The organism is Caballeronia sp. LZ016 (genome assembly GCF_031450805.1).
In the GTDB taxonomy this organism is placed as follows: Bacteria; Pseudomonadota; Gammaproteobacteria; order Burkholderiales; family Burkholderiaceae; genus Caballeronia.
In genome coordinates this window covers 275,919-289,706 of record NZ_JARTVY010000005.1, presented here as the reverse complement: position 1 = coordinate 289,706, position 13,788 = coordinate 275,919, and the positions used below count along the sequence as shown (strand labels likewise).

The window sequence follows — 13,788 nt, the reverse complement described above, 5'->3', positions numbered from 1 at the left end:
ATCCTAAATAAATGTATGACGACCGCTCATTCGGGTCGTTGCGTGGGTCAGCTCTGTTGCGTGGCGTGCGCGAGCAGCGAAAGCGCGCCTTCGATCGCTTGCCGGGCGAGCGACTCATCCTGATACGACCGGGCGAGAATGGCCCCGCCCTGAATCAGAGCAAGAAGTGTGAGGGCGAGCTTCTCGGGATCGACGCGCTGCGGCAGTGTTCCTTCGGCCTTCGCCTGAGATAGCTTGTCGGTCAGGTTCCGTCGGATGGTGTCGAAGAACGCGGTGACGGGCCGGCGCAGTTCGTCATGTTCGATGGAAGCCTCGTTGACCAGACGCCCGAACCTGCATCCGCGAACGCTGTCCCGTTCGAGACGAAGATAGCGTTTCACGGTGTCGAGAGGAGGGGCATCAACGGCGAAGAACTCGTCGATTCTGGCGATGTCCTTCTGCGCGATCTCGCTCATCGCTTCGCCGGCAAGCGCGAGCTTCGACGGAAAGTGATGGTAGAGACTGCCGGGCCTGGCAGCGCTACGCTCCTGAATATCGCGTGGCGACATCGCTTCAAATCCGACTTCCCAGAGGAGATCTTTTGTCGCTTCAAGCAACTGCTCACGCTTCGACGGCTTTGACATCACGAATCTTCCTTGCAACGAGCAGCGCCGATCAGCCTTTCTCGATGGCCCGATACAGGCTTTGCTCGAATCTGTTGAATAAACCGACCACCTGGTCGTCGTAGAACGGCCACACCTGAGTGAACAGTGCGCCGGTGACCCGCTTCACGGGATCAATCCAGTAGTGGGTGTTCAACGCGCCCGCCCACGCGGCACTGCCTACACTTCGACCGAAGGGGCCGGGTTGCGCGTTGATGTCGAATGAAAAGCCCCATTTGTGCTTCATGCCGGGAAAGAGATCGAAGTCGTTCGAACGTGCGGGGCGGGGGCTGACCATCTTTTCGACGTTAAGGTCCCCGATCTGGTTGCTCATCATCGCGGCAACGGTCTGCGGCTTCAGGATTCTAACGCCGTCGAGGCTACCGCCCTGCAGCAGCATGCGCAGGAAAGTCAGATAGTCCCGGGGTGTGCTGAACAGACCCGTGCCGCCCATGAAGAATTCGGGCCGTTGGGGCGGCTCATAGGGTTCCGACATTAAGGAACCATCCGGCTGCCGTTGTGCAGCCGTCGCAAGCCTGCGCCTTTGCTCGCTGCCGATCACGAAGCCGGTGTCTTTCATCCCCAATGGAGAGAAGATGTTCTCGCGGAAATACACGTCCAGCGATTGACCGCTGACCGCTTCCACGAGCTTGCCGACCCAGTCCAGCGAGATCCCGTAGTGCCATCGCTCGCCGGGATCGAATTCCAGCGGTACGTCGAACGCCGCGTTCTTGCCCGAGAAAATGACTGGCGTGCCGGTGACCTCCTCGTAGCGCGCGAGCGCTTCGCTCCACAACGAGTAGGTATGGCCGGAGGTGTGCGTAAGGAGGTGGCGAACCGTGATCGGGCGCTTCGCCGGACGCAGGAGCGGCGTGTTGTCCGGCGCAAAGCCTTCCAGTACCTGCGGCGACGCCAGCGCCGGCAGTATTTCTGCCGCAGGTTGATCGACATGCAGACGGCCCTGCTCGATCATTTGCATACAGGCTGCGGCTGTCACGGCCTTTGTCATCGACAGGATCCAGAACACCGTGTCCGGCGATATCGGCGCATCGTCGTCCAGGCCCGCGTTGCCGAACGCGCCTTCGTAGATGATGCCGTCAGGCATTGCCGCGATCGCGACCACACCTGGCGCGACGCCGTTGCGGATGGCGTCGCCCAGCTGATTGTCGAGTGGCTTGAAGTCGAGCCGGGCCGCGATCGAAAGGTCATTTGCCACGTTGCTACCTCATGGAAAGTCAGGGCCGAGCGCCCAACTGGACTGCACGTTAGCATTTGAGCTACTAGTCGGTCAACAAGCTTTGCTTCGCTTGACCGACTAGTAGCTCAAATTTAAGATGGCGACTTTCCGGCGGCGTGACACGACGTCGCGGAGCTTCAGGAGAGTTGATGAACACGCGTTCTTCCGGCTCGGGAGACCTGCGCGCGCAAGATGTCGTGAGCGGTGCTGTTGCCGACCGACATGCGCTGCGTCGCACGCTGCTTCTCGATGGGCCGATTCTTTCGACCGTGGTCCGCCTGTCCTGGCCCAACGTGATCATCATGGTCGCGCAGGCGGCGACCGGACTTATTGAAACCTGGTATCTGTCACGGCTCGGCACCGATGTCCTCGCCGCGATGGCCATCGTGTTCCCGGTGCTGATGCTGATGCAGACGGTGTCCGGCGGCGCATTCGGAGGCGGCATCTCGTCGGCGATCGCAAGGGCGATCGGCGGTGACCGGCGTGACGAGGCGGATGCGCTGGTGCTTCACGCTATCGTGCTGACGGGCGGGCTCGGGCTTGTCTGCTCGGTTGTCATCCTCAGTTGCGGGCCGTCCCTCTATCGGGCGCTGGGCGGTGAGGGCGCATCGCTCAGCGCGGCGCTGACCTATTCGAACGTCGTTTTTCTCGGCATGCCGGTTCTGTGGATCATGAACGCACTTGCTGCCGTGATTCGAGGCACCGGCAATCTGACCATTCCCGCAATAGGCATGTGCGGCGGTGTGTTGATACTGGTGCCGTTATCGCCGTTGCTGATCTTCGGTATTGGGCCATTCCCGCGCATCGGCGTAGCAGGCGGTGGCGTCGCGCTGCTGCTCTACTACTTCTGCGGCGCGCTGTTCTTCGGCTGGTACATCCTGAGCGGCCGCAATGCCGCGCGGTTCCGGTGGGTGCGTCTACGCGCTCAGGTGTTCTCGAAGATTCTGCGCGTGGGCGCGCTCGCCGCGCTGTCTTCCGTTGTCACCAACGCAACGATCGCCTCCGCCACCGCGCTGATAGGTCATCGATTCGGTGCAGCCGAGGTCGCCGGTTTCGGCACCGGCGCCCGTCTCGAGTATCTGCTGGTCCCGCTGGTCTTTGGCGTAGGCGGCACGCTGGTCGCAATGGTCGGCATGAATGTGGGCGCGGCGCGCGGTCCGCGGGCGCGGTCGATCGCGCTGATCGGCGGAGCGGTCTGTTTCGTCATGACGGAGGGGCTCGGGTTGACGGCGGCATTTGTCCCCGCGCTGTGGCTGCGCCTGTTCGGCTCCGACCCGGCGATGATTGCCGCGGGATCCACCTATCTGCGCGTGGTCGGGCCTTTTTATGGGCTGTACGGCTTTGGCTTTGCGCTGTATTTCGCGAACCAGGGCGCCGGGACCTTGCTATGGCCCGTGTTAGGCGGTCTGGCCCGGCTGCTACTGGTGGCGGGAGGCGGATGGTTTGCACTGACGCTGACCGGTTCAGTGCTGTGGCTGTTCGCTGCAATCGCCGCTGGACTCGTGATGTACGGGCTTATCCTGACCGGATGGACGATCCGCGCAGACTGGGGCCGGCGCGGGCGGAGCTGACCGCTTGCGTCGTCCTGTCGATCGAGCCACCTTCACCGAAAGGAGCGTCGAAGTGCCATTCATCGAAGTCACGACCCGAGAACCCAATCCGCCCCGGACGAAAGAGTCCCTTGCACAGGCATTGTCGAAAGCAATGCTCGACATCGAAATCGGCGGTCCGACCGAGGCGGCCTCTCTGCGCGACTGGATATGGTTTCGCGTTTTACCGACGCAAGACTGGGCCGTCGGCGGCCGGTTCGATCACACCTACGTGCGTGGCCGCACGATGTGTTTTGCTCGCATCATCGCGCCCGAGGCGTTCCTCAACACGGATCTCAAGCTTCGCGCGATTGCCGAGATCACCGCGCATCTTCGCGACGCGCTAGTCGTCGATCCGTCGGATGACGGCACCGGCATCTGGGTGCACGTCGTCGAAGTACCGGAGGGACAGTGGGGCGCGGCGGGCTCGCCCGACCCGCTTTTGAAGTTGATTGACGGAATGGGTGGAACCGTTTCTCACGAGCGTCTCACAGAAATCGAGGCTCACTTTGAAGGAGTCAACACGCTCATGAGTGCGTTCTCAATTCCGAAATGAGCCAGGTTGCAGTTCCGCTTCCGTCGGCAGATTGCATCCGACGAACGTCCGTTTACCTACGGGATGCAACAATATAACATTGCACCCGCGCATCGGCGAGAGGTCTGTCGATGCATGTGCCGCGCTGTGAGTGCAATGTTATATCGTTACACTCACAGCGCGGAGGAGCCACAGTAAAAACCGGACAGTCGACCGTGAATAAAAACCTCAAGCACCTGCCCAGACGAATCCTTCATTTCTCACCGCTATCGCTGGCTTGCTTCGCATTCATTGCCATGCACAGCAGAACGCGGCTGTCAGCGGCTCTCCAATTCCTGGTGACGCGCTCTCCCCGGTTTTCGTGACCGCCAATCCCCTCGGCGACACCGACCTCATCGCTCCGGCGACGGCGCTATTCGGAGATGAGCTGACGCGCCGGCAAACGAACTCGCTCGGCGAGACACTCAACGGTCTGCCGGGCGTATCGACCACGACGTATGGACCGATGGTCGGCCGTCCCATCATCCGAGGCATGGATGGCGACCGCATTCGCCTGCTGCAGAACGGCGTCGCAGCCTGGGACGCCTCGTCGCTCTCGTATGACCACGCCGTGCCGCAGGAGCCGCTAACCGTCGAGCGTGTCGAGATCGTGCGCGGACCGGCGGCGCTGCTGTACGGCGGCAATGCGATCGGCGGCGTGGTCAATACAATCGATAACCGCATCCCGCGCGAGCCGATCAAGGGCGTGGACGGTGCTCTCGATGCGAGCTACGGCGGCGCCAACCTTGCGCGCGCCGGCGCAGCAATGGTCGAAGGCGGCAACGGGCAGTTCGCCTTTCATGTCGATGCATTCGATCGCGAAACGAGCAAGAAGCGCATACCGGGCTTCGCGCATTCCGATCGTCAGCGCGCGCTCGACGGCCCCGACGCCGACCAGGCCTACGGCAGCATTCCGAACAGCGACGGCCGGTGGCACGGAGGCGCGCTCGGTACGTCGTACACGTGGGCCGATGGCTACGCGGGCGTGTCGTACAACGGCTACGAAGCGAACTACGGCTCCGTCGCCGAAGACGATGTGCGGCTGCGCATGCATCAGGATCACGTCGCGGTGGCGTCCGAAGTGCGCAATCTTCAGGGGCCGTTTTCGCAACTGAAATTCGACTTCGGCTACACGGACTACGAGCACAGGGAAATCGACAACGGCGAGACCGGCACGACATTCCGCAATCACGGCTATGAAGCGCGGCTGGAGGCGCAGCATCGCAAGATCGGTCCGCTCGAAGGCGCGATCGGCGTGCAGATCAGCCAGAACACGTTCTCCGCGCTCGGCGACGAGACGCTCGTGCCGACCACGCAGACGACCAACATCGCGCTGTTCGCGCTGGAAGAATGGAAGGTCGCGGATGCGCTCAACCTCAGCGCGGGCGCACGCTATGAACATGTGAAGCAGGACCCGGCCGCGGCGGGCAACGACAAGTTCGCGAGCGCCGCGGATCGCGATTTCAACGCGGTCAGCGCGTCGCTCGGCGCGCTGTACAAGCTGACGCCCGCGTGGTCGGTGGCGGGCAACGTCGCCTATACGGAACGCGCGCCCGCGCTGTACGAACTCTTCGCCAACGGGCCGCATGATGCGACCGGTCAGTACCTGATCGGCAATCCGGAGGCACAGAAGGAAAAGGCCGTCTCGGCCGATCTGTCGCTGCGTTTTGCGAGCGGGCCGAACCGGGGCAGCATCGGCGCGTTCTATAGCCGCTTCGAAAATTACCTGACCGAGTACAACACCGGACGCCTGGTGGACGACGGCGACGAAGTCGTGCCGCCCGGCACAGGCGACGCGCTGAACGAAGCGGTCTATCGCGGCGTGCGCGCGGAGTTGTACGGCATCGAGTTCGATGGAAAGTGGCGGGTTTTCGAGCAAGGCGCGCACAAGGTCGATGTCTCGCTGATCGGCGACTACACGCATGCCCGCAACATAGACACCGGTCAGCCGCTGCCGCGCATCTCGCCGCTGCGGGCGACGGTCGCGCTCGACTACGGCTATGGACCGTTCGGCGCGCGCGCGGAGATGGAGCACGCGTGGGCGCAGCATCGCGTGCCCGAAAACGATCTGCCGACGGCGAGCTACACGCGGCTGGGCGTGATGCTCACGTACAAGTTCCACGTCGGCGCGACGAACTGGCTCGCGTATGTGCGCGGGGACAACCTGACCAACCAGGACATCCGTTATGCAAGCTCGGTCGTGCGCGATATCGCGCCCGAAGGCGCCCGCAGCGTGATGGTCGGCCTGCGCACGACGTTCTAGCCTGGACGGTCCGCGCGCATCGTCGGCCGAGATGGCGGCGCAGATCGCACGTTCACACTACGACGTCAATGTCCGTCGTCTCCCGCGACCCAGCGCAATTCGCTCAGATAGTCCTGGGTATCGGTGACCATCCACGAGCGGCGATACTCCACCGGAGCGCCGCGCAGATCGAAGGCCGTCCGGATGGACAGCAGCACCGGATGCCCTGCCGGCAGGCCGAAGTCTTGTGCCACATCCTCAGGCAGCAGGCAGGCCTGAAGCCGGTCCTCCACGCGGCTGACCGATACGCCGCACTGCTGCTCGAGAAACGAATACACGAGATGCGCGCTCGCGCAATCGTCGCCCCATTCGCGTTCGCCGACCCGGCTGTACGGAAACGTGATGGTCTCGACGACGAGCGGCGTCTCGTCCAGTGCGCGCCGCCGGCGCAGCCGATACACCAGCGACGCCGGCTCGAGCTTGAGCGCCGCGCACTCCGCGGCATCGGCCGGGGCGCGTTCGCGCAACAGAATGGTGTCGACCGGCAGGCGTTTGACGCCACTGCGCCGCTCCACGAGACGAAAGAAGCTCGTGAATGCGCGCTCGTTCGTGGCCCGGGCGACGAACGTGCCGCGCCCGCGATGCCGCGTGACGAGGCCCTGTCCGCTCAGTACGTCGAAGGCCTTGCGCACGGTTCCGACGCTGACCTTCAACTCTTTCGCAAGCGCCTCTTCCCCCGGAAGCAACTGCCCCGGCAGCCATTCGCCACCGACGATACGTTCACGAATGTGCCGGGCGAGGCGCACGAAAGCGGGGCTGAGGTCGAGAGAGTCCATTGGCGAATTCTATATAGAATGCAGAAGCAACACTATAGAATTTGATTCCCAAGCAGCGGACTTGTTCATAAAGTTCATCTCGACGCTCGCCGGGCGGCTCGTCCGTCCGCGACCCGACCATCACGCAGTCGAGACCCTTCATGAATCGAAACGTCCATCGCATCACCTCCGTCGAAGCTCTGCACATCGGCCAGTTCCTCTATGCACGCATCCGCACCGAAGCCGGACTGACCGGTTACGGCGAGGCCGGCTCGTGGGGGCATATCGAAGCCGCCAAGGCCGCGCTCGAGAAGTTCGGCAAGTATCTCGTCGGGCAGGACGCGAACCAGATCGAACTGCACTGGAACGTGATGCAGCGCTTCTCGCACTTCCGCGGCACGGCGGTGAACGCGGCGGTATCGGCGATCGACATCGCGTTGTGGGACCTGTTGGGCAAGCGTCTCCAGGCGCCCGTGTGGCAACTGCTCGGCGGCGCGTACCGGAACAAGCTGCGCGTCTATGGTCACGTCTACGCCGAGACGCTGGAAGAAGTCCTGGCCGACTGCCGGCGTCTGCGCGGCGAGGGCTTCACCGCGGTCGGTCACATCAACCCGTTCCTCGATGAACCCGAGGGGGAAGCGTATTTCCGCTCACACGCGGGCAAGGTGCGCGACGCGAAGGAGCGCGTGATGGCTTTCCGCGAGGCCGTCGGTCCAGATGTCGATCTGCTCATTGAGATGCATCGGCGCCTGTCGCCGGCCGAGGCGATCGCGATCGGTCAGGTGCTCGAGCCGCTCACGCCGATGTGGCTCGAAGACCCGCTGCGCCCCGAGTTCTATCCGCAGATGACGACGGTCGGCCACGCGATTCGCGTCCCGATCGCGACCGGCGAGCGTTTTTCGACGCCCGCCGAATTCCACATGCAGCTCGCGGGCGGCGGCGTGCGCTATGCCCGCACGTCGGTGTGCGTGTGCGGCGGCATCACCGGCGCGAAGAAGATCGCGGCGCTCGCCGAAGCGCAGAACGTCGATATCGCCCCTCACAATCCGCTCTCGCCGATCAGTCTGGCCGCGTGCATGCAGGTCGCCACGGCCGTGCCGAACTTTGCGATCCAGGAGTATCCGACCGGCTTCGAGAATCTCGTGCTCAAGTCCGGGCAGAAGCTGCTCGGCTCGGACCTCGTCAAGCATCATCCGGTGCCGCAAGCAGGGTTCATCGCCGTGACGGATGCGCCGGGGATCGGCGTGGAGCTGCATGACGATGTCGAGACGCTGCGCGAGCCCCTTTACCGGCCCGTATCGATGCGCCGCACGGTCGATGGCGCGCCGATGGACCAGTAACGCGAGGAACGCCCGTCATGCCTCATCTCATCATCGATTATTCGCCGGGTGTGCTCGACGACGGCGACCTCGCGCCGCTGCTCGCCGAACTCAACGAAGCGCTCGTTGCAAGCGGCGCGATCAGGGACGAAGCCGATCTGAAATCGCGCGTCACGCGCTGCGACGCGGTGCGCGTCGGCGCGGCGAACGCGCCACGCGGCTACGTGCATGCCCAGTTGCGCTTGCTGCCGGGGCGCGACGTGGAGACGCGCGCGCGGCTCGCATCGCTGATCGCTAACGTCCTGCGCGCGCGATGCCGCCGGTCGCCGGACAGGCTCGTCAAGCTGAGCGTGGAGATCGTCGAAATGGACAGCGGCTCATACGTGAAGGAAGCGCTCTGACGCGTGCGGTCTGCGTGTCACGAGTGCCGTGAAATCAAAACAAACTAACAGGAGACCGCCGTGAACCCATTGGCGACAGAGACGCCGAGCGTCGGCAGGAATCGTTGGCTGATCGTGTTGCCGATGACATTCGCCGTCTACATGCTGTCCTACTTCGACCGTGTGAACATCGCGATGGCGCTGCCGCACATGTCGAAGGAACTCGGCCTCACATCCTTGCAGGCCGGATGGATCGGCGGCGCTTTCGCCTGGGGTTACGCGTTCACGCAACTGCTCGCCGGGTGGCTCGCGCTCAAGTTCGGCGCGCGGCGGCTCGTCGCGATATGCCTCGTGCTGTTCGGCGGCGCGGCGATGCTCACCGGCTTCGCGCATTCGTTCCGGCAAGTTCTGTCCGTGCGTATTCTGCTCGGCTGCGCCGAGGGTCCCGTCTATGCGGCGACCTCCATGCTCCTCGCGCAATGGTTCATGAAAGCGGAGCGCGGGCGCGCGTTCGGCATCTGGAATCTCGGCGCGCCGCTCGGCGGCTTCCTCGCCGGTCCGATCTCAGGCGCGTTGATCTCGCATTACGACTGGCGCGTGATGCTCATCGCGGAAGGCTTACCGGCGTGGGTCTTCTGCATCGTCTGGTTCCGCGCGATTCCGCAAGGCATCGATCTCGCGCGCTGGCTCGGCGACGCTGATCGAGCGGTCATTCAGCGCGATCTGACGGAAGAGCAGGCTGCCTATGCCAAGCCCGAAAGCGATCCGTGGTGGACAATCTTCAGCGAGCCGGCCGTATGGCTGTTGACCCTCGGCTTCGGCCTCAACACGATCCTGCTCTATGGCACGACGCTGTGGCTGCCGTCGGTGTTGAAGTCTTACGGCACGCTGAGCGAGACGACGATCGGTTTTCTGGCGGGCGCGCCCTTCGTGATGTCGATGCTGGGCATCTACTACATCAGCCGCCGGTCCGACCGGCATGGGCAGGAACGACGCTGGCACGCTGCGGTGCCGACGATGCTGACCGGCTTGTTGATGATCGCCGCGGCCTGCGTGCCTGCTTCGCTTTTCTGGCTGCAAATTGCGCTTTTCATTGCGCTCGGCTTCACGTTGAAGATGCTGATGCCGCTCGTGTTCACACGTCTGACCGAGATCCTGCCGATGCGCAAGGCGATGCCCGCAGTGGCGTTCGTGAGCGGCGTCGGCAATCTGATCGGCCAGTTTCTCGGGCCGCTGGTGGTCGGCTATGTGCGATCGATCTCGTCGGACTACAAGCTGTCGCTGCTGGCGCTGGGTGTCTCGGCGATGGCGGGCGGCGTGGCGATCGCGTTGTCGAAGACCAAGGCAGAGCGCGTCTCCGCTTACGACGACTCCGGCATGCGCCATACACGCGAGGCGAAGTGAACGATGTCGGAGCGCCAGCGCTGTGTTGCGTCCTCCGGCGTTTCGCCGTGCAAAGCATCGAGGCGTGATCGAAGAAAATCCGGCTCGGACGAATCGTCGGCGAGCGAAGAGGCCAATCGCCTCATCGACCGGCGATAGGAGGGCTGCCCATGCGGCCTCAGCGCTGGTTGCTTTCGAATCGAGCGGGCGCATCAGCATGCGGCCCATCAATCACAACGCCAGCTTCGTTTATCTCGAAGACGCGTTGTCCGCCACGCTCATCGCCGGGGGGAAAGCTGGGCCTGGCTGCTCGCGCCCGAACTCGCGGGCCGCGCCGCATTGCAGATAGACGCGGCCATCGGCAAATCGACCAGTTGTTCGCGACGCTCATCGACTTCGAGCGGCGCGGACATTTTGCGGGGTTCTGGTCGAGCTTCGCAGAAGCAGCGCAACTGATGATCGCGAACAAGGTGGTGATGCAAGGCAAAGCGTCGACGACGCTCGACAGTGACGTTTCCTCACAAAACGCTGCATTAATATCCATTGAGCAGCCCCGGCACGTCTCCGATAATGGGCCGCACACATGACAGCTTATAAACGGAGACAACGTGGAGAAGACGAGCGGACGCGTCGCGGTGGTGACGGGCGGCGCAATGGGCATTGGCGCGGAAACGGCAGAGCAACTCGGCAAGCGCGGGTATCACGTAGTGCTGGCCGACCTCGACAGGGAGGGCGCCGAAGAAACCGCTGCGCGCCTCAATGCGCAGGCGTTGTCGATTTCGGCGCTGCAGATGGATGTCGGCAAGCCCGAGTCCATCGCTTCCGCATTCGAACAGATATCGAAAACGCACGGACGATGTGACGTCCTCGTGAACGGTGCGGGCATCGCCAAGCTGGTTCCGTTCATCGACTATCCGCTCGATGCCTTTCTCAACACGATGCAGGTGAACGTTACCGGTACCCTCCTATGCGCGCAGCACGCCGCGCGGCTGATGGTCGAGCGCCGCTGGGGACGTATCGTCAATATCGCTTCGGTGGCGGGCATGCGCGCGGTCGGCAAGGGCCGCACTGCGTACGGCACGTCTAAGGGCGCGGTGATCGCGCTGACGCGGCAGATGGCCGTCGAGTTGTGCGATTACGGCATCACGGCGAACGCGGTCGCACCTGGCCCTGTCGATACGCCCATGACCCGAGCACTGCACAGCGATGCGTTCCGCGAGGAATACTCACGCGCGATCCCGATGCGCCGCTACGGCACGACATCGGAGATTGCCGCGGCAATTTGTTATCTCGCGTCGGACGAAGCCGCCTATACGAATGGCGTGGTGCTGCCGGTGGACGGCGGGTTCCTGTCGTGGGGCGCGGGCGCGGTCTGATCCGCGCAATGAAGGCGAGAGCAAGCGCCGCCGGTCGATCGCCGGACGGCGCAGCGTTCAGCGGCGGTCCGCCATGCCGAGCATCAATATGCGCTCGGCCATGCGCAGGTTCGCATAGTCGATCATCTTGCCTTCGACGGATACCGCACCGCGTCCGTCGGCTTCCGCCTGCCGCATCGCGTCCACGACGCGGGCCGCAAACGCAAGCTCGTCCGGCGACGGCGTGAACGCGCCGCGCGTCGCATCAATCTGCGAGGGGTGAATCACTTGCTTGCCGTCGAAACCGAGCGCAGCCGCTTTCTCCGCCCAGGCGCGCGTGAGCGTTTCATCGCGATACGCGCCGCACGGCCCGTCGATGGCGCGCAGCCCGAAGGCGCGCGCGGCGACGAGCACGCGCATCATCGGATAGGCGAAGAGGTCGAGCGGCGTCTCGGCATAGCGTTCGCCAATGAGCGACGTCTGCCGGTAACCCGCCGGGGAGCCGCCGATTTGCGCACTGCGCGCACCGATGGAGCCGGCGAAATCGCCGACGCCGAGATGCAGCGCTGCAATGCGCGTGCTGCTTTGCGCGAGCGCTTCGACCATCACGAGGCCGAGCGCGGTTTCAATCAACAGGTCGATGGCGAGCGGCGTGGCGCGCGCATCGCCTTCGGCGGCATCGACCATGCGCGTGATGGCTTCGATATGCGCGGGACGTTCGGCCTTCGGCACGATGATGGAATCGAGCCGCGCGATCGGCGCGAGCGTGCGTATCTCATCGTCGATATGACGGCTGCCGTATGCATTCACGCGCACGAGCACGGTCTTCGCGCCCCAGTCCAGTTCGTGCAGCGCACGCACGGCGCCGTGCAGCGCTTCCGTCTTCTCCGACTCGGGCACGGCGTCTTCGAGATCGAGAAACACCGCATCCGCCGATGAGCGCGCCGCCGATTCCACATGACGCCTGCGATTCGCGGGCACCGCCAGCACGGTGCGCGTCAGGCGATATTCGTTTGCGTCACTCATGCGGCGCTCCGTTTGTTCGCGCGCAGTTCATCGAGCACACTTTGCGTATGTTCGCCGACAGCCGGAACGGGCTTCATCACCGGCTCCATGTCGGCAATGGTGATCGCGGGCAGGAACGTGGCAAGCGGTCCCGTCGGCGAGCCGATCTCGCGCGTGCGCTTGCGTGCATGGACTTGCGGATGATCGACGAACTCTTCCACCGAATTCATGCGTGCATTGGCGATGGCGGCGCGATCGAGTCGCGCGAGCACGTCCTCGCTCGTCCATGCGGAGAAACGGGCTTCGATCAGCGCTTCGAGGGCGTCGCGATTGGCGAGGCGTTGCGGATTCGTGTCGAAGCGCGCATCGACGGCGATGCTGGCGTCGCCCAGAACGACATCGCAGAACGACAGCCACTCGCGCTCGTTTTGGATGCCGAAGAAAATGCTGCGGTCATCGCCCGTGCGGAAAGGTCCGTATGGTGCGATGGTCGCGTGACGCATGCCGTTGCGCTTGAGCGGCTTGCCGCTGCCTGTGACGTAGTAGGCGGGATAGCTCATCCATTCGGTCATCGAATCGAAAAGCGACACCTCGAACGCCGTGCCCTTGCCCGTGCGCTCGCGATGATAAAGCGCCATGAGCACGCCGTTCAGCGCATACATGCCGGTGGCGATATCCGCGATGGCGAGCCCGCACTTGGCCGGCTCCGCTTCGCTGCCGTTGATCGCGAGAAAGCCGGATTCGCATTGCACGAGCAGGTCGTACGCCTTCTTGCTGCTGTACGGACCACCGCTGCCGTAGCCGGAAATGTCGCATGCGATCAGCCGCGGGAAGCGCGCAACGAGCGACTTCGCGTCGAGCCCGAGCTTCGCGGCCGCGCCCGGCGCGAGGTTCTGCAGGAAGACGTCGGCGGTTTCGAGCAGGGAGAAGAGGGCATCGGCGCCTTCGTCGCTCTTGATATCGAGCGCGACGCTTTCCTTCGAACGGTTGGTCCAGACGAACTGGCTCGACATGCCGTTCATGACGGTGTCGTAGTCGCGGCAGAAATCGCCCTTGCCGGGCCGTTCGATCTTGATGATGCGCGCGCCCCAGTCCGCGAGATGGCGGGACGCGAGCGGCGCGGCAATGGCCTGTTCAAGCGACACTACCGTGATGCCCGAAAGCGGAAGCGACATGCCTTGTCTCCTTGTTGTATGCGTCACGTCTGTGGCCGTGCAGCCACCGTACGAAAAATCGTAGCGCGCGTGA

At 63.8% G+C, this 13,788-nt stretch carries 13 protein-coding genes; 8 read left to right on the top strand and 5 right to left on the bottom strand.

Annotation, left to right across the window (positions count from 1 at the left end; genetic code table 11):
- Positions 1-47: 47 nt before the first annotated feature.
- Positions 48-623: a TetR/AcrR family transcriptional regulator gene (locus P9220_RS25105; RefSeq protein ID WP_309768557.1), complete on the bottom strand. Its 576-nt coding sequence runs from the start codon at positions 621-623 to the stop codon at positions 48-50.
- 31 nt (positions 624-654) lie between these two features.
- Positions 655-1,857 carry a serine hydrolase domain-containing protein gene (locus P9220_RS25100; RefSeq protein WP_309768556.1) on the bottom strand — a complete coding sequence of 401 codons (1,203 nt, stop codon included), beginning with the start codon at positions 1,855-1,857 and terminating at the stop codon, positions 655-657.
- A 170-nt stretch (positions 1,858-2,027) separates the two neighbouring features.
- Here P9220_RS25100 and P9220_RS25095 point away from each other — a divergent pair, with 170 nt between their 5' ends.
- From P9220_RS25095 to P9220_RS25085, 3 genes are all read left to right on the top strand, one after another.
- Entirely contained in the window at positions 2,028-3,449 is a 1,422-nt protein-coding gene (locus P9220_RS25095; RefSeq protein WP_309768555.1) for an MATE family efflux transporter, read from the top strand.
- Between the two features lie 52 nt (positions 3,450-3,501).
- Positions 3,502-4,023 carry a hypothetical protein gene (locus P9220_RS25090; protein ID WP_309768554.1) on the top strand — a complete coding sequence of 174 codons (522 nt, stop codon included), beginning with the start codon at positions 3,502-3,504 and terminating at the stop codon, positions 4,021-4,023.
- 265 nt (positions 4,024-4,288) lie between these two features.
- Positions 4,289-6,304, top strand: coding sequence for a TonB-dependent receptor (locus tag P9220_RS25085; RefSeq protein ID WP_404980240.1), 2,016 nt, complete (start codon positions 4,289-4,291; stop codon positions 6,302-6,304).
- A gap of 65 nt (positions 6,305-6,369) precedes the next feature.
- Here the strand turns inward: P9220_RS25085 and P9220_RS25080 are convergent, their stop codons facing one another.
- On the bottom strand, positions 6,370-7,119 hold the full coding sequence (locus P9220_RS25080; RefSeq protein WP_309768552.1) for a GntR family transcriptional regulator: 750 nt from the start codon (positions 7,117-7,119) through the stop codon (positions 6,370-6,372).
- Positions 7,120-7,259: 140 nt separating this feature from the next.
- On the opposite strand from P9220_RS25080, the gene P9220_RS25075 reads away from it, so the two are divergent.
- From P9220_RS25075 to P9220_RS25055, 5 genes are all read left to right on the top strand, one after another.
- Positions 7,260-8,438, top strand: a complete 1,179-nt coding sequence (locus P9220_RS25075; RefSeq protein WP_309768551.1) for a mandelate racemase/muconate lactonizing enzyme family protein — start codon at positions 7,260-7,262, stop codon at positions 8,436-8,438.
- Positions 8,439-8,455: 17 nt separating this feature from the next.
- Positions 8,456-8,818 (top strand): 5-carboxymethyl-2-hydroxymuconate Delta-isomerase, encoded by a 363-nt coding sequence (locus tag P9220_RS25070; protein WP_309768550.1) that lies wholly within the window; start codon positions 8,456-8,458, stop codon positions 8,816-8,818.
- Between the two features lie 60 nt (positions 8,819-8,878).
- Entirely contained in the window at positions 8,879-10,201 is a 1,323-nt protein-coding gene (locus P9220_RS25065) for an MFS transporter (RefSeq protein ID WP_309768549.1), read from the top strand.
- Between the two features lie 353 nt (positions 10,202-10,554).
- The gene (locus P9220_RS25060) at positions 10,555-10,767 is read left to right on the top strand and encodes a hypothetical protein (RefSeq protein ID WP_309768548.1); all 213 of its coding nucleotides are present in this window, start codon (positions 10,555-10,557) and stop codon (positions 10,765-10,767) included.
- 21 nt (positions 10,768-10,788) lie between these two features.
- Positions 10,789-11,556 carry an SDR family NAD(P)-dependent oxidoreductase gene (locus tag P9220_RS25055; RefSeq protein WP_309768547.1) on the top strand — a complete coding sequence of 256 codons (768 nt, stop codon included), beginning with the start codon at positions 10,789-10,791 and terminating at the stop codon, positions 11,554-11,556.
- Between the two features lie 57 nt (positions 11,557-11,613).
- Here P9220_RS25055 and P9220_RS25050 read toward each other — a convergent pair whose 3' ends face one another.
- Together P9220_RS25050 and P9220_RS25045 are read right to left on the bottom strand one after the other, a co-directional pair.
- Entirely contained in the window at positions 11,614-12,561 is a 948-nt protein-coding gene (locus P9220_RS25050) for a CoA ester lyase (RefSeq protein WP_309768546.1), read from the bottom strand.
- Positions 12,558-13,715, bottom strand: a complete 1,158-nt coding sequence (locus P9220_RS25045; protein ID WP_309768545.1) for a CaiB/BaiF CoA-transferase family protein — start codon at positions 13,713-13,715, stop codon at positions 12,558-12,560. Before P9220_RS25045 ends, P9220_RS25050 begins: the two co-directional genes overlap by 4 nt.
- Between the last annotated feature and the right edge of the window lie 73 nt (positions 13,716-13,788).

Coding starts and splice junctions, on each gene's coding strand:
- P9220_RS25105 (WP_309768557.1), bottom strand. CDS start 623: ATGTCAAAGCCGTCGAAGCGTGAGCAGTTGCTTGAAGCGACAAAAGAT.
- P9220_RS25075 (WP_309768551.1), top strand. CDS start 7,260: ATGAATCGAAACGTCCATCGCATCACCTCCGTCGAAGCTCTGCACATC.
- P9220_RS25080 (WP_309768552.1), bottom strand. CDS start 7,119: ATGGACTCTCTCGACCTCAGCCCCGCTTTCGTGCGCCTCGCCCGGCAC.
- P9220_RS25070 (WP_309768550.1), top strand. CDS start 8,456: ATGCCTCATCTCATCATCGATTATTCGCCGGGTGTGCTCGACGACGGC.
- P9220_RS25095 (WP_309768555.1), top strand. CDS start 2,028: ATGAACACGCGTTCTTCCGGCTCGGGAGACCTGCGCGCGCAAGATGTC.
- P9220_RS25045 (WP_309768545.1), bottom strand. CDS start 13,715: ATGTCGCTTCCGCTTTCGGGCATCACGGTAGTGTCGCTTGAACAGGCC.
- P9220_RS25050 (WP_309768546.1), bottom strand. CDS start 12,561: ATGAGTGACGCAAACGAATATCGCCTGACGCGCACCGTGCTGGCGGTG.